This is a genomic window from uncultured Pseudoflavonifractor sp. (assembly GCA_904419835.1).
In the GTDB taxonomy this organism is placed as follows: Bacteria; Bacillota; Clostridia; order Oscillospirales; family Oscillospiraceae; genus Pseudoflavonifractor.
Genome location: CAJFTA010000001.1, coordinates 17,967 through 35,577, shown reverse-complemented (window position 1 = coordinate 35,577; position 17,611 = coordinate 17,967). Strand labels below are relative to the sequence as shown.

The following is a 17,611-nucleotide window of genomic DNA, read 5'->3' as shown; positions in this document are numbered from 1 at the left end:
CCATATCCTCTCTGCAAAGATCAATCGGCAGGGTCAATCTATAAAATGCACCGCAGCCCGCACGCCGTCCTTCGTATTCTCAATGGTACATTCCGCCCCATGCCGGTCCAGAATCATTTTCACAAGGTAAAGCCCCAGGCCGCTGCCGCCGGTGGCCCGGTTTCGGGAGCCCTCCTCCCTGTAAAATGCCTCAAAGAGATGGGGCAGGGCCTCCTCGCTGATATGAGCCCCGGTGTTCTCCACCGTCAGAACCGGGCGGCCCTCCCGCATCCCACACCACACACGGATCTCGGCGCCATCGGGAGAGTAGAGGGCTGCGTTGGAGAGCAGGTTCCCCACGGCCTTGCCGAGGAGAGACGGGTCGCCGGTGACGGTGACTCCCGGCATCAGCGTGGACACCAGCCGCTGGTCCCGCTGCTCCAGCAATCCGGCATCCAGCGTCAGCTGCCGCTCAATAAGCGCGGACAAATCCACGCTCTCCTGCTTGACAGCCACAGACCCCGTTTCCATCCGGGAGATGGCCAGCATCTCCCGCACCAGATTCTCCATCCGTCCCGTCACCTGGAGGGAGCGCAGCAGGTATTTGTCCCGGTCCTGGTAGATGCCCACGCCCTCCAACATACCGGACAGCTGTCCCTTCAGGATGGTCACCGGAGTTTTCAGTTCATGGGAAGCGGCGTTGAAAAATGCCATCCGCTGGCGGTCCAGTTCCCGCTCCTGCTCTACCTCTCCCCGAAGGGCTTGGTTAGCGCTCTCCAGATCCGTGAGGGCTGCATCCAACCTCTGGGCCAATTTGTCCAAGCTGCGGCCCAGTTTGCCAATCTCGTCCCGACGCTTTTCCCCGCATTCCCAATGGAAATCCAGCTCCGCCATCTTCCCGGCAATGCCGCTCATGCGCACGATGGGCCGGGTGATGTACCGAGAGTAGAAGAACGCGCACAGCAGGGAAAAGGCCAGCAGCACCAGCACCAGCCAGGGCGCCATCTGCGCCAGCGCCCGCACGGCCAGGTTTTCCGCCCTAATCCGGGGTGTGACATAGAGGGTATAGCTCTCTTCCCCACCGGAAAAGCGCACCTCGGCGGCAATGGTGGCCTGCTCCGACATGGTGATGGTCGTGGCGTCCTCTGTCGGCCCAACCGCCGTCCCGTAGCTGACCACAGCGTCCCCTTCAGACGCGGCGACAACTATATTCTGCTCCCCGTACACAGCCTGAACCGTCAGCTTTGCCCCAGTGTCCACCAGCCGTCCGTCCGGCCCCACCAGCATGGCGTTGGCCCCGGAGGAGAGCACGAACTCATCCAGAAGCTCCCCACATTCTGTCGGCGTACTATCCGCCAGTTTCTCCATCAGGACATCCACTTGAGCGGTAAGATCGTCATTTACTACGGCGGTGTAGGTGCTGGGGGTGGCCCAGGCGATAAAGCCGAAAGTGACGGCCCCGGCAAAGAGCAGAATGCCGGCGGTAATGAGAAAGATGCGGGCGGTCAGGCTCTCATCAACCCACTTTGGCAGCACGGTAGCCCACCCCCCTTACGGTCTCAATGTAGTCCCGCCCCAGTTTGCGGCGGAGATTCTTGATATGGCTGTCCACCACCCGCTCGTCCCCGTAAAAATCGTAGCCCCACAGTTTTGCCAGCAGCATTTCGCGGGTGAATACTCTGCCCGGAGCGGCCAGGAAGGTGTGGAGCAGATCAAACTCCCGCGCCGTCAGCTCCAGGCGGCGCCCCTCCAGCAGGGCCTCACGGGCGTCCAGATTCAGGGACAGGTCCCTGTACTGAAGGTGATTATCCTCTTCTGCGCTTCCCCGGCGGCGGAGAATAACCCGAATCTTCTCCAGCAGCACCGGCATGGAAAATGGCTTGGTCACATAGTCGTCGATGTCCATGCCGAAGCCCCGGAGCTGCTGCTCCTCTCCCTCCAGGGCGGTAAGCATGAGAATGGGTACCTGGGACTGCCGGCGGATCAGCTCGCAGACGCCGAAGCCGTCGATTTTAGGGAGCATCAGATCCAGCAAAACCAAGTCAAAGGGCTGTGCGCCGAACAGGGCCATGGCCTCCACCCCGTCCCCAGCCGCAGCGGTCCCATATCCGGCGTCCTCCAGATAGGCCCGGAGCAGCTCCTGGATGTCCGGCTCGTCTTCCACAATCAGAATGTGTTTCATCTGTTATCACCTGCCCCAGTGTAACATGGAATTGTGAATTTATCATGGAGATTTCTCCAAAGGTCAAATGCAAACGGCCTCCGGACTTCTCCATGCAAAACGGGCCGGGAGCCTGTCTGAAGGCTTCCCGGCCCGCGCGATTGCTCTCTTCTGGGGCAGCTTCATTAATCGCCCGCTGTTCGGCGGCCTGTAAAGCCGCCGGGCCCGGACATACTGTCTCAGGGCGCAGCGGAAGCGTCCTCTCACGGCTGAAGGGCGGAGAGCTGCTTGCAGAAGTCCAGGGTGCCGAAGCCCCGCTCCAGCTGGGTGAGGAGAAAGGCCTCGCACACGTCGCTCATCTTCTTCTGGGAGGGGACATCCAGCCGGAAGGAGAAGAGCCGCTTGGGGTCGCCCATCACCACGTGGCGCATGGCGGCCAGGGCGGGGCCGTCCAGGGGCATGGACACCCCGTCCCCCACGCCGCCCCGGCAGCGGGCGCAGTGGAGCACGCCCTCCCGCAGGTGGAGCCGGGGCTCCTCCGGCTCGGGCGCGCCGCACACCGCGCAGGCGTCCAGCATGGGCTCGTACCCCGCCAGGGACAGCAGCTTGAGCTCGTAGGCCGCCTTCACCAGGGGCAGGGGCTTGCTGAGCTTGTCCAGGGCGTAGAGAGAGTTGAGAATCAGGGACAGGAGGGCCGGGTCCGCCCTCCCCTCCTCGGCCACCGCCTCCATCACCTCGGCGAAGTAGGAGCCCAGGGCCAGCTTCTCCACGTCCCGCCGCACCCCCCAGAACTGCTCCAGGGAGTCCCCCTGGTCCATGGACCAGTAGTCCCGGTACTCAAACAGGGTCAGCTCCGAGTACACCAGCAGCTGGGCCGCTGCGGAGAGCGGGCTGTTCTTCCGCCGGCAGGCCCGGGCCTTTACCGTCAGCTTCCCCAGGTCCCGGGTGAGGACGGTGAGGATTTTATCCGATTCCTTATAATTGACCTCCCGCAGGACAATCCCCTGGGTTGTCAGGTGCATATGCTTCACCACGCAGTATGTATATTCTCTCTTTCCCGGCCGAACCGGCCCGGCGAACAGGGGTTCGCCGGGCCGGGCCGAAACAGCGCGCTATGCGGTTTTGCTCTCCTCTGCCCGCTCCGCCTCTTCCCGCAGGCGGGCGTACAGGCTGTATGCCTCGGGCAGTCCGGTGGCAAGAAACAGCCGCCACATGGTCTCACAGTCCATATCCAAGCCCCCTCGCCCATAGCTTGGCCCGGAGCGCCCGGTTTATGAACGGTAAATTCTGCGGCGTTATTCGTCCCGATAACCGAAATTCTGAATCAAATTCACATTGTCGCGCCAGTTTTGTTTTACCTTCACCCAGGTCTGGAGGAACACCTTTGTACCCATAAAGCGCTCGATGTCCTGCCGGGCCAGGGTGGAGATTTTCTTGAGCATGGCGCCGCCCTTGCCGATGATGATGCCCTTGTGGGAGTCCTTTTCGCAGTAGATGGTGGCGTCCATCTCGATGACCTCGTCGTCCCGCTCGATGAACCGGGTGACCTCCACGGCGGTGCCGTGGGGGATCTCCTTGTCCAGGCAGAGGAGCAGCTTCTCCCGGACAATCTCGGCGCACACCTGCCGCTCGGGCTGGTCGGTGACCATGTCCTCGGGGAAGAGCTGGGGCCCCTCGGGCAGGAACTCCCCCAGCACCTGGAGCAGCTTCTCCAGACCCTCGCCGTTTCTGGCGGAGACGGGCAGGATGGCGTTGAAGCTGTGCTTCTCGCCGTAGGCCTGCATGACGGAGAGCAGCTCGTCCTTCTTCACGGTGTCGATTTTATTGATGACCAGCACGGAGGGCACGCTCAGGGCCTTGATGCGCTCGATAAGCTCCTCCTCCGGCCCGCCCACATGGGGGATGGGCTCCACCAGCAGCATGACCGCGTCCACGTCGGCCACGCTGTCCCGCACCACCTTCACCATGTAGTCCCCCAGACGGGTCCGGGCCCGGTGGAGGCCCGGCGTGTCCATGAACACGAACTGGCACTCCCCCCGGTTGAGCACGGCGCAGATGCGGTTGCGGGTGGTCTGGGGCTTGTTGGTGACAATGGCGATCTTCTCGCCCACCAGGGCGTTGGTCAGGGTGGACTTGCCCACATTGGGCCGCCCCACAATGGCGATCATGCCGGATTTTTTGATTTCCATAGGTTATCCTCAACTTTCTTGAGCAATTTTATTCACATGCGGCTTATTTTTTACCGGCCGCATATTTTACTGTCTGTCCTGCTTCTCCAGCAGGGCGCGAATGGCGGAGAGCTCCTCCTTCAGCTCGGAGAGCTCCGCCTCACGCTTTTCCCGCTCGGCCGCAGCCGCACCCACGATGATGCCCGGCAGGGCCATGAGGAGAAACAGCGACATCAGTTCGAGCAGGCCGCCTCCCGCACCCAGGCCGTTCAGCACCATGAGGATGGCATAAAAGATGGCAATGGAGAACAAACCTCCGCCGACAATGTATCCGTACCGCATGATTACCCCTCCTGTCCTCTGGTAATCCCCAGCTGCTCCAGGATGGCCTCTTCACGCGCCCGCATCTGGGCCTTCATGGGGCCCTCGTCCATGTGGTCGTACCCCAGCAGGTGGAGCACGGAGTGGACGGCCAGATAGGCCACCTCCCGGTGGGTGCCGTGGCCGTACTCTTCCCCCTGGGCTTTGGCCCGCTCCAGGGAGATGACCATGTCCCCCAGAGGCACCAGGCCGGTGCCCGGGTCGGCGTCCGCCTCGGTGGGGTGCTCCCCGGGCTGGAGGTCGAACATGGGGAAGGACAGCACGTCGGTGGGGCGGTCCACCTCCCGCTGCTCCAGGTTGATCTGGTGGATGCCCTCGTCATCGGTGAAGAGCACGTCCACCTCCCAGGGCACCGCCACCCCCTCCGCCTCCAGGGCGGCGGGAATGACCTGCCGCAGCAGGTCGGCATAGGGCTCGGCGCCCTCCACCTCGGTCTCAATAATCAGTTCATGGTTCACGGAGCATCCTCCTTCTTTTTCTCCGGGCTGTCCACATGCTCGTCCAGCACCCAGGGCAGGTACAGGGTGAATTCCAAATCAAAGTGGGGCTGCGGGAAGCCGGGCGCGCCCCAGGGGAGCTCCGCCTGGGCGTACCAGCGGCCGGCGGCGGGCTCGTCCACCTCCACCGTATAGCCCGTCACGGGCCTTTCCCTCCTCCCGGAATGCGCTTACCGCTTCTCCCGCTTGGCGTTGCGGCGGTTCTCGTCCTCCTCGTAGGCCTTGATGATCCGCTGGACAATGACGTGGCGCACCACGTCGGCCTGGCCCAGGCGGCAGATGGCGATGTCCTCCACGCCACCCAGCACCCGCATGGCCTCCTTCAGGCCGGAGACCTTGTCGCTGGGCAGGTCGATCTGGGTCACGTCGCCGGTGATGACAATTTTGGAGCCAAAGCCCATGCGGGTCAGGAACATCTTCATCTGCTCCCGGGAGGTATTCTGGGCCTCGTCCAGGATGATGAAGCTGTCGTCCAGGGTGCGGCCCCGCATGTAGGCCAGGGGGGCCACCTCGATGTTGCCCCGCTCCAGGTACTTCTGATAGGTCTCCGGCCCCAGCATCTCAAAGAGGGCGTCGTACAGGGGCCGCAGGTAGGGGTCCACCTTGCTCTGCAAATCGCCGGGCAGGAAGCCCAGCCGCTCCCCGGCCTCCACCGCCGGGCGGGTGAGGATGATGCGGTTGACCTGCTTGTCCCGGAAGGCGGCCACCGCCGCGGCCACCGCCAGATAGGTCTTGCCGGTGCCCGCCGGGCCGATGCCCAGGGTGACCAGGTTCTTCTTGATGGCCTCCACGTACTTCTTCTGTCCGATGGTCTTGGCCTTGATGGGCTTGCCCTTGGCGGTGACGCACAGCACGTCCCGGGCCAGGTCCCCGATCCGGTCCTCGTTGCCCGACCGGATCAGGGAGATGATATAGCGCACGTTCTGCTCGTTGATGGTCTCGCCCTTGGCGGAGAGGGACATGAGCCCCTCAATGGCCTTGACGCCGTACATCACGTTCTCCGCCTCGCCGGACACCTTCAGCTCCCCGTCCCGGCTCACCACCGTGACGCCCAGCTCCCGCTCGATGATGCGGATATTCTCGTCGAAGGAGCCGAAGATATTGACGGCCTCCTCCATTCGCTCCATGCTTATCGTCTGTTCAATCAAGCTGCTACGCTCCTCGCTGCTTCAGCCGGAAGAGCCTTGTTCCTCCGCCGGCTGTGTTTCATTTTCCTGCTGTCCCTCGTAGGGCACAAATCGTCCAATCTCCTCCCGGCACTCGGCCTGGAGCCGGACAATGAGCATGCCGCTCTGTTCCCGGGCGGCAAAATCCATGGAGACCACCTCTCCCCTCTCTCCCAGAGCAGCCAGAAGGTCCTCCTCCAGCTGCGCCCGGAGCAGCTTCTCCGCCGCGGCGGCATCCACCTGGGCGGTGACAGTCTCGTAGGCCCGGACCGTCTCTCTGGTCAGGGACAGGGGCATCTCCTGTCCGCCGGGCAGACGGGCGGTCCATACGTCGCTTATTTTATCATACCTCTCATAGGAAATTCCACTGTTTCCATAAAAATTGACCCGCCAACCCAGCAGACTCAGGGACCAGAGGGATTTCTCCTCCCCGGTATAGGACTTGACCTGGGCCGTCAGGGGGATTTCCGCCTCCAGGGTGCGCCAGGTGCGGGCGTACACCCGGCCCTGGGCCCGCACCTGCCGCCAGCCCAGGTCGATGCCGCTGTACTCCGCCCCCTCCATGTGGATGTTCCCGGTGATAAGCACCTGTCCCTCCACCACCGTGTCCCCTTCCTCCACGGCGGACTCGCCCCCCAGCACCTCCACCTGGGTCACAATGCCGGGCACCGAGGCTACCACATCCCCCAGCTCGGTCTCGTCCAGTACCTCCGGCGGCTCGATGCGCTCCCGCACCAGCACCTCGGCCACGGTGCCCCTCAGGTTGATGGCGCACCAGGACAGATCGTCCAGCTGCAGCAGCAGCTTCTGGGCCGTGGCCGCCGGGTCGATGCCCGGGCCGTACACCCCGGGGCGCACCCCCAGGCGGCGCAGCTCGGTGAGGATCTCCGCCGTGGTAACGGTCTCGTTGCCCGACACCTCCACATCCAGCACAAACTGGGACAGTATGCACACCGCCGCCAGGGAGAGCGCCAGCCCGGTCAGCAGGGCGTACCGCTTGCGGAACCGGGCCAGGAAGAAGGGGACGCCGCCGGTCTTCCGCCGCGTCACCTGGCAGGAGGCCCGCTCCCCCAGGGCCTCGGCCCGCCTGGCGTCCCGCCGGGGGACGGTGAGGGCCACCCGGCCTGTCTCCAGCCACTCCACGGCCCAGAAGGCCACGCCGTTCTGGGCGCACAGGTTGAGAAACCGCTCGGGAAAGGCCCCCTCCGCCTCCAGGCGCACGCTCCCCCGGAGAAAATTGATCACCTTCTGCATGCTCCACCTCCAGCGGCCCTAGGGCTTGTTTGAATATTGGCACTGTGCGCAGCGGCGAGGAATTTTGGCCGCTGGCAAGCAATTTTTTTGCAGGAATCCTGACGGATTTCAAGGAAAAATTGGGCCGTCCAGCGGTCAAAAGGTCCGCCAATTGGGCCTGTTGACAATGTTCAAGCAGGCCCTATGTCAGGTCCACCCCTTCAATCTCCCCTGTAATCAGCAGCTCGCTGGCGTTCATGGCCTTGAGCTCCAGCCCCCTGCCCCGGATTTTCAGAATCAGCTTGCCGCCTGAGACGTGGATCTCCTCCGTGCCGTAGGCGAGAATCCCCTTGTGGTTCTCCATCCGCAGCTCCCGGCTGCCGGTGATCTCCACCCGGGGCAGCCCGGCCACCACGTCCCCGGGCAGGTCCAGGACCTGGGCCGTACGCTCCAACAGCCCCTCCCGCTTCTGCCGCTTCTCCACCGCGCCCACCTCCTCGTCCTGTTATCCATATGACAAAATGCCGCCCCGCTTGCCTGTCCCACGCAAAAGAACCGGGACGGCCCCGTCTGGGCCGTCCCGTCAGCGTGTCGAAAAATCTCGGTTGAACAGAATCCGCCTGCGCCGGGGCGGGGGAGCGCGTGGGGGCAGCCGCCCGGCCCGGAACGGCGGCGTCTTCCGCCTCTATTCCCGCTCCCGGATGGTCACATGAACCGTGTCGCCCGGCCCCTTTCCAATCAGAGCCCGGATGTCCCGGCGCAGGCCGATGATATGCCCCGGCGTGCCCATGCGCACCAGACTGCCGTCGTACGCCGCGCCGTCAAAGGTGGCGTGAACCTTTACCCGGCCCTTTCCAAACTCGGCGCGCACGTCGTAGGGGAATTCCACATAGGCTCCGTCCATGTCGGGCACCTTCTGGATGACCGCGTCAAAGGCGTAGATTTTATCCTTCATTTCGCTTCAACAGCTCCTTCAGCCGCTCCGGCCGGTTGTCCTCCGGGTGGTCCAGCACGTGGTCCAGCAGGCGGCGCTGGGCCGCGCCGATGTCCGCGCCATGATACCCCATGGCCAGCAGATCCCCGCCGGAGAGGGCCAGCGCCCGGACGCTCCGGCACCCGCCCTCTTCCAGCATGTCCCGGAGGCCCTGGGTATATGCGCCGCCGGTCAGCGCGTCCCCCATGGAAGCGGCGGCGGCGCAGGCGTCCTCCCCCCGCTCCGCCAGGGCCCGGCGCCATCCGGCAGCGGTCTGGGGCATGGCTTTGAACAGCTCCGCACCGGCGGCGCAGGCCCGGACGGTGCGGCCGTCCAGCCGCAGGGCCTTGAGGAACCCCTCCGCGCCGGGGATGCTCCCCCCGTCCAGCAGCAGGGCGCACAGGGCCGCCCACCGCTCCAGGGGCCTGGCGGGGACGCGATGGAGGGCGGTCAGGCCGGGCCGGGCCTCCGGCCCCGCGAAGGCGGCCAGCAACCCCCAGGCAAACAGCCCCTCCCCCCGCTCCGGCCAGGGGGCGAGCAGGGTCTTTTCCAGCTCGGCGCGCACCCGCTCGGCGGACAGGCGGGCGGTCAGCCCGGCGCTCTTCCGCAGTGCTTCCGCCGTGGCCCCCTCAATGGCAAAGTCCAGCTGGGCGGAGAACCGCACCGCCCGCAGCATCCGCAGGGCGTCCTCCCCGAAGCGGCGCTCCGGCTCCCCCACGCAGCGGATGAGCCCGGCCTTCAGATCCGCCCGGCCGCCGAAGGGGTCGATAACCGCTCCGTCCGGCCCCAGGGCCATGGCGTTGATGGTGAAGTCCCGGCGGGACAGGTCCCCCGCCAGGTCGCCTCCGAAGGTCACCGCGTCCGGGTGCCGTCCGTCGGCATAGCCGCCCTCGGCGCGGAAGGTGGTGACCTCCACCCCTCCCGCCCCGGTCAGTACGGTTACGGTGCCGTGTTTGATGCCGGTGGGCACGGTGCGCTCAAACAGCGCCATGACCTCCTCCGGCCGGGCGGAGGTGGTCACGTCCCAGTCCCCGGGCGTCCGCCCCAGCAGCAGGTCCCGGACGCAGCCTCCCACCGGGTAGGCCTCCCGGCCGGCCGAGCGCAGCCGGGCGCACAGCGCCGCCACGCCGCCGGGAATTTCTCTTATCTCCACGCCTCTCGCCCTCTCTCCGGTATGTTTTTCGCTCTCCCCGTCTATAATGGTGGCATATGGAATTATCCTTGCCATTTTCTCCGGTTCATATTATAATAATGCGTACTGCCGGTGCATCTCAATGCACCGGCGGAAATACGCATTGCAGCAATGGCCGAATTCCATCAAAGCGGCTCCTTTGCACTGTTTTTATGGAATTGTGCGGCTGCCGCTGCGGGAAGAAACCGATTTGCGGTTTATCCAGCAGACATTATAATAAATTTTCTGAGCAAGGCCAAGTATTATTCTGAAAAAGGGAGTGCTCCCTGTGCCTGATTTTAATATTCAAGATTACTTTGTCCCCGGCTGCCACGCCCACCTGGTGGGCATCGGCGGCGTGTCCATGGCTCCGCTGGCCGAGGTGCTCCACGGCATGGGCATGGTCATCACCGGCTCCGACATGCACGAGAGCGCCACAGTGGAGCATCTGCGCTCCCTGGGCATGGACATTGCCATCGGCCACCGGGCCGAGAACCTGAAGGGCGCCAAGCTGGTCATCCGCACCGCCGCCGCCCACGACGACAACCCCGAGATCTCCGGCGCCCATGCCCGGGGCATCCCGGTCTTTGAGCGGGCCCAGGCCTGGGGCACCATCATGCGGGGGTACAAGAACGCCCTGTGCATCTCGGGCACCCACGGCAAGACCACCACCACCTCCATGTGCACCCACATCGCCATGGCCGCCCAGGCCGACCCCACGGTGATGATCGGCGGCACGCTGCCCCTGCTGGGGGCGGGCCACCGGGTGGGCCGGGGGGACACCATCATCCTGGAGAGCTGCGAGTACTGCAACTCCTTCCTCTCCTTCTTCCCCACGGTGGCGGTGATTCTGGATATTGAGGCCGACCACCTGGATTTCTTCAAGGACCTGGAGGACGTGGAGAAGTCCTTCCGCACCTTTGCCGACCTGGTGCCCGAGGACGGCGTCATTGTGGCCAACCGGGACGACGAGAACACCATGCACACCCTGGAGGGGGAGACCCGGCCCATGGTCACCTTCGGTCTGGAGGAGGGCGACGTACACGCCGCCAACCTGACCTGGAGCCGCGGCCTGCCCACCTTTGACATCATCTGGAAGGGCCAGCTCTTTGCCCATGTCTCCCTCCGGGTGCCCGGGGAGCACAACGTGAAGAATGCCCTGGCCGCTGCCGCGTCCGCCATTGTGCTGGGCATGCCCGCCAAGGCCGTGGAGGAGGGCCTGTCCGCCTTCCGGGGGGCCGCCCGCCGCTTTGAGCACAAGGGCAGCTACCACGGCGCCGAGATCTACGACGACTACGCCCACCACCCCGGCGAGCTGAAGGCCCTTCTCTCCGCCGTCAGCGGCCTGGGCTACGAGCGGATTATCTGCGCCTTCCAGCCCCACACCTACTCCCGCACCAAGGCCCTGTTCGACGATTTCGTCCAGGTGCTTCAGGAGCCGGACGTGACCCTGCTGGCCGAGATTTTCGCCGCCCGGGAGGACAACACCATCGGCATCTCCTCCCGGGATCTGGCGGCCCGGATTCCCGGCTCCCGGTACTTCGCCACCCTCCCCGAGCTGACCGAAGCCCTGGCGGAGCTGGCCCGCCCCGGCGACCTGATTCTCACTGTGGGCGCGGGGGATATCTACACCGTGGGCGAGGCCCTGGCCGGCCGGCAGGACTGAGAACACCCTAAAAGGCAGAAAAAGACCCTCTGCTCGGAACACAGACGTTCTGAGCAGAGGGTCTTACTGTTAAGGGTTACTTTTCCTCACCGGGCAGCGCGGTGAGCCAGCCGGTGGGGACGGCGGCGCCGTCCTGGAGGGCGTACATCCGGTAGCCCAGGGAGAAGCCGGTGACCTGCTCCGGGTCGATGGGCACGGGCAGGTACCAGGTGACGGCAAAGTGCCGCTCCTTCCCCGGCGGTGTCACGACAGTTCCGTAGTACACCCTCCCATCCTTAACAATCCGGGTCATTCTCTCATCCAGATCTGAAATCTGGCCCCAGTCCTCAATGTCAATCCGGGTTCCGTCGGCCAGGTAGACGCTCACCGGATAGTTGGCGGGGGTGCCGCCCCTGCTGGTCAGCTCCAGGCGGAGGCTGATGGCGGTCAGGTCCACGCCCGTCATGGACATGCCGCTGAGGGTCTCGGACATGGCGGCGGAGCGCTGGGGCAGGTTTTCGGGGAAGAAGGTCAGTTCCCAACTGCCCTCAATACTCTCCCCGGTGTACAGCGCAATGCCCATGTCCCCCGGCTTCAGGCGCGGCACGCTCTCTCTGGTGAACACGTCGCTGTCGGGGAAGCTGACGTCCAGATAGCGCCCGCCCTCGTAGGAGAGCTGGTTGATCCGGTAGCTGCCTGTCTCCTGGCCGTCAACGTCCATAAAGGGGGTGGGGTCTGTGACGCACTGGACCCCCTCGGCCATCTCGTAGAGGATGTGGAACACGCCGTTTTCATCAAAGCCGGAGGAGGAGATCCAGATAAGGTCGGTGCCCTCCAGCTTCACCGGGTTCTGGTCCGGCAGCAGCGCCCGGGCCTCGGTTCCATGGTTTACCACCTTCTTTGTCAGCTCCCCGTCGGTGAACAGGCGGCTGCTGCGGGCGGCGGTGCTCAGGGCCGCCTCCGGGAAGGGGATGCCCGTCAGCTCCCGGAACCCGGGCTGGAAGCTGGCAAAGGTCAGGGTCAGGCTGCCGTCCTCGTTGAAGTCCCGCTCGGTCATCATGGGCATCTCCAGCAGGGCGGTGCGGGTGGACTGGTCGTAGCTGATGCAGCTGCTGCCAAGCCTGCCGTTGTAGACCAGGTTCTCCCCCAGGCGGTCGCCGGTCAGGTCGGTGACCGCCACATACGCCCTGGTGCCGCTCTCGTCGCTGAGGGCGGCCACCACGCTGACCTTCAGCCCCTGGTCGGTGGCGGACACGCCGTCCACGGTCTGGACATAGGGGGCGAAGAGGCCCAGGTGCTCCATCAGCGCGTCCCAGTTGGTGCCCACCGCCAGGGCGGTGCCGGTGAGGGCGATGGCGGCCATCACGGCGGCCATACGGATTTTCTGTCTCATATAGATGCTCCTCTCCGAGGGGTCGGCATTGAGGGCGGCGTTCACCCTGCGCCGGATGTGGGCGGGGTTGATTTCCGGGCATGGGCCGGACAGCTCCATGTCCTTCCAAAGCCTTTCCATGCTGCTCACAGTGCTTCCCCTCCTTTCGTCAGGATCTCCCGGAGCTTTTTCCTGCCCCGGGAGAGGCGGATCCGGGCCGCGCCCGGGCTCAGGCCCAGGCCCCGTACCGCCTCGCTGAGTTTCTCGCCGTAGTAGTAGTGGCGGAGGAAGAGGGTCCGGTCCGGCTCCCCCAGGCCGTCCACCGCCTGCCAGAGCCGCTCCGCCTGGTCTTTGGCGGCGGCGGTCTCCTCCGGCCCCTCCGCCGGGGACGGCCCGTCGTCCTCCGCCAGGGGCACGGTGGGTTTTGCCCTGCGGAGGCAGTCGGTGGCCCGGTTGCGGGCCACCGTCCCCAGCCAGGGCCGCAGGCCCTGCTTGGGGTCCAGCTCGTGGGCGTGGGACCACAGGCTGAGAAACACGTCGGAGACCGCCTCCTCCGTATCCTCCCGGGTGGCGGCGGCGCCCAGGGTGCGCCAGACGATGGTGCTGACATAGGCGGTATATCGGTTGATCACCTGCTCCAGCGCCGTGCGGCTCCCCTTCTGCAGGCGGCGCACCAGCTTTTCATCCTCCATGCCGCCACTCCTCTCTTCCTGAAACCGGTTTCACCCTGATATACGGACGGACGGGGAAAAAGGTTTCACATCCCGGGAGAAATTTTTTGCTCTCTCCCCCGCAGCAGCCGGAACCGGTTTTTCTCCGCCTCCAGAATCCCCTCCCGCCGCAGGGCGGACAGCTCCCGGGACAGGGCGCTCCGGTCCGCGCAGAGGTAGTCCGCCAGGGCCTGCCGGTCAAAGGGGATGGAAAAGGCGTCGCTCCCCGCCAGAGCCGCCTGGGCGGAGAGGTAGGAGAGCAGCTTCTCCCGGATGGTCCGCCGGGACACATGTTCCAGCTTGGCGGACAGGAGGATGTTCTTCTCCGCCAGCACGGACAGAAGGTTGGTGACAAGGCGGCCGTGGAAGACGCAGGAGGAGGGGCAGACCCCCACCACCCGGGCGATATCCAGCAGCAGCACGGCGCTGTCCTCCACCGCCCACACTGACACCGGCAGGGCCGCCGTCCCGGCGCAGGCGTGGGCCTCGCCGAAGATGCCCGCCGGCGCCACCGAGGAGAGCACCGCCCTGCGGCCCTCCCGGTCCTCCCGGCACACCTGGAGCCGCCCGGACAGCACCACGCCCAGCCGGCGGGCGGGCTCCCCGGCCCGGAGCACCGCCTCCCCCCTGCTGAAGCGCCGCTCCGCCGCCCCCAGGCAGTCCAGCATGGCCTCCATGTCCTGCGCCCCGATGCCCGCGAAGAGGGGCGACTTCAGAAGCACCGGCAGAAATTTCCCCATGTTTTTTCCTCCCGTGTTGCAGCTGCAACAGAAAATTTGATACCAGTATAGTATGCTTTCCTTACAAATACAAGGAGGGTTTTCCCTATGATTCGGAAGATTATCAAGATTGACGCGGACAAGTGCAACGGCTGCGGCGCCTGCGCGGCGGCCTGCCATGAGGGGGCCATCGGCATGGTGGACGGCAAGGCCAAGCTGCTCCGCGAGGACTACTGCGACGGCCTGGGGGACTGTCTCCCCGCCTGCCCCACCGGAGCCATCACCTTTGAGGAGCGGGAGGCTCCCGCCTACGACCACGCCGCCGTCATGGCCGCCAAGGCGGCCAAGGAGAAGGCCGCCGCCCCCCTGCCCTGCGGCTGTCCGGGCAGCATGAGCCGTGCTATCCACCGTCAGGAGCGCCCCGCTGCCGCCGGTGAGATTCCCAGCGAGCTGCGGCAGTGGCCGGTTCAGATCAAGCTGGTCAACCCCATGTCCCCCTGGCTCAGTGGCGCCGACGTGCTCATCGCCGCTGACTGCACTGCCTACGCCTACGGTGCCTTCCACCGGGACTTTATCCGGGGTCGTGTGGTGCTGGTGGGCTGCCCCAAGCTGGACGAGGGCGACTACACCGACAAGCTCACCGAGATTTTCCGCCGCAACGACGTGCGCAGCGTCACGGTCGCCCGGATGGAGGTGCCCTGCTGCGGCGGCATCCAGCGGGCTGCCGAGCTGGCCGTGGCCAACTCCGGCAAGCACATTCCCCTCACCATCACCGTCATCTCCGCCGAGGGCGAGATTCTCCGCACCGTCCGGCAGTAAGAACGCCAAGAAAACGCAGAGAGCGCCCCGTCTCACAAACATGAGACGGGGCGCTCTTATTCTGCTTATTCGCCGGTAATCTGCACGGTCTCTCCGTCGGAAGAGGCGTGGAGCGTGCGGATGGGGTTGAGATAGCTCTCGATGATGCGGGTGGCGATGGGGTCCTCCAGGTCCTTCTGGATCTGGCGGCGCAGGTTGCGGGCGCCGTAGGTCAGGGAGTAGGACTTCTTCACCAGGTAGTCCAGCAGGCTGTCGTCGTAGGTGAAGGTGATGCCCTTCTCGGCCAGAGTGCCCTTCAGCTCGCCCAGCATGATGCCGGCGATGGCCTTGAAGTTCTCCTCGCTGAGCCGGTTGAAGTAGACAATCTCGTCCACCCGGTTGATGAACTCGGGCCGCAGGAAGCTCTCCAGGGCCTTCATGGCCCGCTCGCGGCCCTGCTCGGCGGCGGTGCGGCCGAAGCCCACGCTGCCCGAGCCCTTGGCTTCGCTGCCCGCATTGGAGGTCATGACGATGACGGTGTTCTCAAAGTTCACGTTCCGGCCCTGGGCGTCGGTGATGTGGCCGTCGTCCAGAATCTGGAGCAGGATGTTGAGCACGTCGGGGTGGGCCTTCTCAATCTCATCGAAGAGGATGACGCAGTAGGGCTTGCGGCGGACCTTCTCGGTGAGCTGGCCAGCCTCGTCATAGCCCACATAGCCCGGCGGGGAGCCGATGATGCGGCTGACCGCGAACTTCTCCATGAACTCGGACATATCCAGCCGGATAAGGGACTCGGGGGAGTGGAACATATCCATGGCCAGCCGCTTGACCAGCTCGGTCTTGCCCACGCCGGTGGAGCCCACAAAGATAAAGGACACAGGCTTGCGCTTGGAGGCGATGCCCACCCGGCCGCGGCGGACGGCGGCGGCCACGGCCTTTACCGCGTCGTCCTGGCCGATGATGTGCTCCTTGAGGCGGCTTTCCAGCTGGGCCAGACGCTCATACTCGGCCTCTTGGATCTGGCTGGCGGGAATCTTGGTCCACAGCTCGATGACCCGGGCCAGGTGGGCCACGGTCAGGGGCGGGGCGCTCTGGGCCTCCAGCTTGTCCAGCTCCTGCTGGAGCTGGAGCTCCCGGCTCTTGATAACGGCCAGGCGCTGGTAGTCCTCATCGCCGGTGGAGGCGTTGAGAGCGCTCCGCTCCTGGACCAGCTTCTGCAGCTCCCGCTGGAGGCGGGCCTGCTCCCGCTCGTTGTCCTTCATACCGGCCTCCTGGCCGCCGGCCGCGGACAGGGCGCTGTACTCGTCGGTGAGCTTGTTCAGCTCCCGGCGGATCTCCGCCTGGCGGCTCTCGTTGGCCTTCAGGTCGCTCTGCCGCTTGAAGTCCCGGCTGTTGGCCTCGGCCACCAGGGCCTCCCGCTCTTTGGAGATGGCCTCCAGGTCCTTCTTCAGCTGGGCCTCCCGGGCCAGGTTGGCGTTGTGGAGGTTAACGTCCGAGCAGGCCTCGTCGATGAGGTCGATGGCCTTGTCGGGCAGGTAGCGGTCGGTGATGTACCGCTCGCTCATGGTGACGGCCATGCGGGCCATCTCAGGGGAGATGGACACGAAGTGGTACTTCTCATAGTAGGACTTGATGCCCATGATGATCTTCACCGCGTCCTCAATGGAGGGCTCCTCCACGATGACGGGCTGGAACCGGCGCTCCAGGGCGGAGTCCTTCTCGATGTACTTGCGGTACTCGGTGAGGGTGGTGGCGCCGATGACCTGGATCTCGCCCCGGGACAGGGCGGGCTTGAGGATGTTGGCGGCGTTCATGCTGCCCTCGGCGTCGCCGGCGCCCACAATGTTGTGGACCTCGTCGATGACCAGGATGATATTGCCCAGCTTCTTGACCTCGTCAATCAGGCCCTTCATCCGGCTCTCGAACTGGCCCCGGAACTGGGTGCCCGCCACCAGGGCGGTCAGGTCCAGCAGGTAGACCTCCTTGTCCTGGAGCTTGTAGGGCACATTGCCGGAATAAATCCGCTGGGCCAGGCCCTCGGCGATGGCGGTCTTGCCCACGCCGGGCTCACCGATGAGGCAGGGGTTGTTCTTCTGGCGGCGGTTGAGGATCTGGATGGTGCGCTCAATCTCCTGGTCCCGGCCCACGATATTGTCCAGCTTGCCCTCGGCGGCCTTCTGGGTCAGGGAGATGCAGTAGTTCTCCAAAAACTTCCGCTTGGGGGCGCGCTCCTTGCCGTTCTTCTCCTCCCGGGGGCGGGATTCCTCCTTGGGCGGGTTGTCTCCCCCGCCCTGGGCGCCGCCGAAGAGCTTGTTGAGGAAGGGGAAGGTGGCGGTGCGGCCCTCGTCGTCCTCGCCGCTGTCGCCCTCGTCGCCCCCCTGGGGCACCAGCCCCTCCATGCCCTCGGCGCCGCCGAAGGCGGAGAGCATCTCGTTGGTCAGGCCGTCCAGGTCCTCGTCGCTGATGCCCATCTTCTGCATCATGTCCTCAACGGGCTTGATGCCCAGCTCCCGGGCGCATTTGAGGCACAGGCCCTCGCTCTTGGTCTCGCCGCCCTCAATTTTCTGGATAAAAATAACAGCCACATTCTTGTGACATCTGGAACAGAGTGTAGGTTGCATTATCGTGTTCAGCTCCT

At 65.0% G+C, this 17,611-nt stretch carries 18 protein-coding genes; 2 read left to right on the top strand and 16 right to left on the bottom strand.

Features of this window, described 5'->3' with window-relative positions; translation table 11 throughout:
* Positions 1–33: 33 nt before the first annotated feature.
* The 12 genes from QZY67_RS00180 to QZY67_RS00125 form a co-directional block, all read right to left on the bottom strand.
* Positions 34–1,515, bottom strand: coding sequence for a HAMP domain-containing sensor histidine kinase (locus tag QZY67_RS00180; protein ID WP_295368001.1), 1,482 nt, complete (start codon positions 1,513–1,515; stop codon positions 34–36).
* Positions 1,496–2,161 (bottom strand): response regulator transcription factor, encoded by a 666-nt coding sequence (locus QZY67_RS00175; protein ID WP_295368000.1) that lies wholly within the window; start codon positions 2,159–2,161, stop codon positions 1,496–1,498. Before QZY67_RS00175 ends, QZY67_RS00180 begins: the two co-directional genes overlap by 20 nt.
* 242 nt (positions 2,162–2,403) lie before the next feature.
* Positions 2,404–3,162 (bottom strand): DNA repair protein RecO, encoded by a 759-nt coding sequence (gene recO, locus QZY67_RS00170; protein ID WP_295367999.1) that lies wholly within the window; start codon positions 3,160–3,162, stop codon positions 2,404–2,406.
* A gap of 273 nt (positions 3,163–3,435) precedes the next feature.
* Positions 3,436–4,329 (bottom strand): GTPase Era, encoded by an 894-nt coding sequence (era, locus tag QZY67_RS00165; RefSeq protein WP_295367998.1) that lies wholly within the window; start codon positions 4,327–4,329, stop codon positions 3,436–3,438.
* A 66-nt stretch (positions 4,330–4,395) separates the two neighbouring features.
* A complete protein-coding gene (locus QZY67_RS00160; RefSeq protein ID WP_295367997.1) occupies positions 4,396–4,650 on the bottom strand; it encodes a hypothetical protein in 255 nt (84 codons plus the stop codon).
* A gap of 2 nt (positions 4,651–4,652) precedes the next feature.
* Positions 4,653–5,147, bottom strand: a complete 495-nt coding sequence (ybeY, locus tag QZY67_RS00155; protein WP_295367996.1) for an rRNA maturation RNase YbeY — start codon at positions 5,145–5,147, stop codon at positions 4,653–4,655.
* A complete protein-coding gene (locus QZY67_RS00150) occupies positions 5,144–5,329 on the bottom strand; it encodes a hypothetical protein (protein ID WP_294532121.1) in 186 nt (61 codons plus the stop codon). The genes ybeY and QZY67_RS00150 overlap by 4 nt, the downstream gene beginning before the upstream one ends.
* Before the next feature lie 27 nt (positions 5,330–5,356).
* Positions 5,357–6,313: a PhoH family protein gene (locus tag QZY67_RS00145; RefSeq protein ID WP_295368038.1), complete on the bottom strand. Its 957-nt coding sequence runs from the start codon at positions 6,311–6,313 to the stop codon at positions 5,357–5,359.
* A 42-nt stretch (positions 6,314–6,355) separates the two neighbouring features.
* Complete coding sequence (locus QZY67_RS00140) at positions 6,356–7,606, bottom strand: sporulation protein YqfD (protein WP_295367995.1); 1,251 nt, start codon at positions 7,604–7,606, stop codon at positions 6,356–6,358.
* A 181-nt stretch (positions 7,607–7,787) separates the two neighbouring features.
* A complete protein-coding gene (locus QZY67_RS00135; protein ID WP_295367994.1) occupies positions 7,788–8,069 on the bottom strand; it encodes a YabP/YqfC family sporulation protein in 282 nt (93 codons plus the stop codon).
* 201 nt (positions 8,070–8,270) lie between these two features.
* Complete coding sequence (locus tag QZY67_RS00130) at positions 8,271–8,540, bottom strand: DUF1905 domain-containing protein (RefSeq protein WP_295367993.1); 270 nt, start codon at positions 8,538–8,540, stop codon at positions 8,271–8,273.
* On the bottom strand, positions 8,530–9,711 hold the full coding sequence (locus tag QZY67_RS00125) for a tRNA nucleotidyltransferase (protein ID WP_295367992.1): 1,182 nt from the start codon (positions 9,709–9,711) through the stop codon (positions 8,530–8,532). Before QZY67_RS00125 ends, QZY67_RS00130 begins: the two co-directional genes overlap by 11 nt.
* A 307-nt stretch (positions 9,712–10,018) precedes the next feature.
* Between QZY67_RS00125 and murC the strand changes: the two genes are divergently transcribed.
* On the top strand, positions 10,019–11,395 hold the full coding sequence (murC, locus tag QZY67_RS00120) for a UDP-N-acetylmuramate--L-alanine ligase (RefSeq protein WP_295367991.1): 1,377 nt from the start codon (positions 10,019–10,021) through the stop codon (positions 11,393–11,395).
* A 76-nt stretch (positions 11,396–11,471) separates the two neighbouring features.
* Here the strand turns inward: murC and QZY67_RS00115 are convergent, their stop codons facing one another.
* The 3 genes from QZY67_RS00115 to QZY67_RS00105 all read right to left on the bottom strand — a co-directional run bounded on the left by QZY67_RS00115 (position 11,472) and on the right by QZY67_RS00105 (position 14,196).
* On the bottom strand, positions 11,472–12,896 hold the full coding sequence (locus tag QZY67_RS00115; RefSeq protein ID WP_295367990.1) for a hypothetical protein: 1,425 nt from the start codon (positions 12,894–12,896) through the stop codon (positions 11,472–11,474).
* The gene (locus QZY67_RS00110; RefSeq protein WP_295367989.1) at positions 12,893–13,438 is read right to left on the bottom strand and encodes a sigma-70 family RNA polymerase sigma factor; all 546 of its coding nucleotides are present in this window, start codon (positions 13,436–13,438) and stop codon (positions 12,893–12,895) included. The genes QZY67_RS00115 and QZY67_RS00110 overlap by 4 nt, the downstream gene beginning before the upstream one ends.
* Positions 13,439–13,503: 65 nt before the next feature.
* A complete protein-coding gene (locus QZY67_RS00105; protein ID WP_295367988.1) occupies positions 13,504–14,196 on the bottom strand; it encodes a Crp/Fnr family transcriptional regulator in 693 nt (230 codons plus the stop codon).
* An 87-nt stretch (positions 14,197–14,283) separates the two neighbouring features.
* Between QZY67_RS00105 and QZY67_RS00100 the strand changes: the two genes are divergently transcribed.
* A complete protein-coding gene (locus QZY67_RS00100) occupies positions 14,284–14,994 on the top strand; it encodes a 4Fe-4S binding protein (protein WP_295367987.1) in 711 nt (236 codons plus the stop codon).
* Positions 14,995–15,059: 65 nt separating this feature from the next.
* Here QZY67_RS00100 and QZY67_RS00095 read toward each other — a convergent pair whose 3' ends face one another.
* Positions 15,060–17,558 (bottom strand): ATP-dependent Clp protease ATP-binding subunit, encoded by a 2,499-nt coding sequence (locus QZY67_RS00095; RefSeq protein ID WP_295367986.1) that lies wholly within the window; start codon positions 17,556–17,558, stop codon positions 15,060–15,062.
* Between the last annotated feature and the right edge of the window lie 53 nt (positions 17,559–17,611).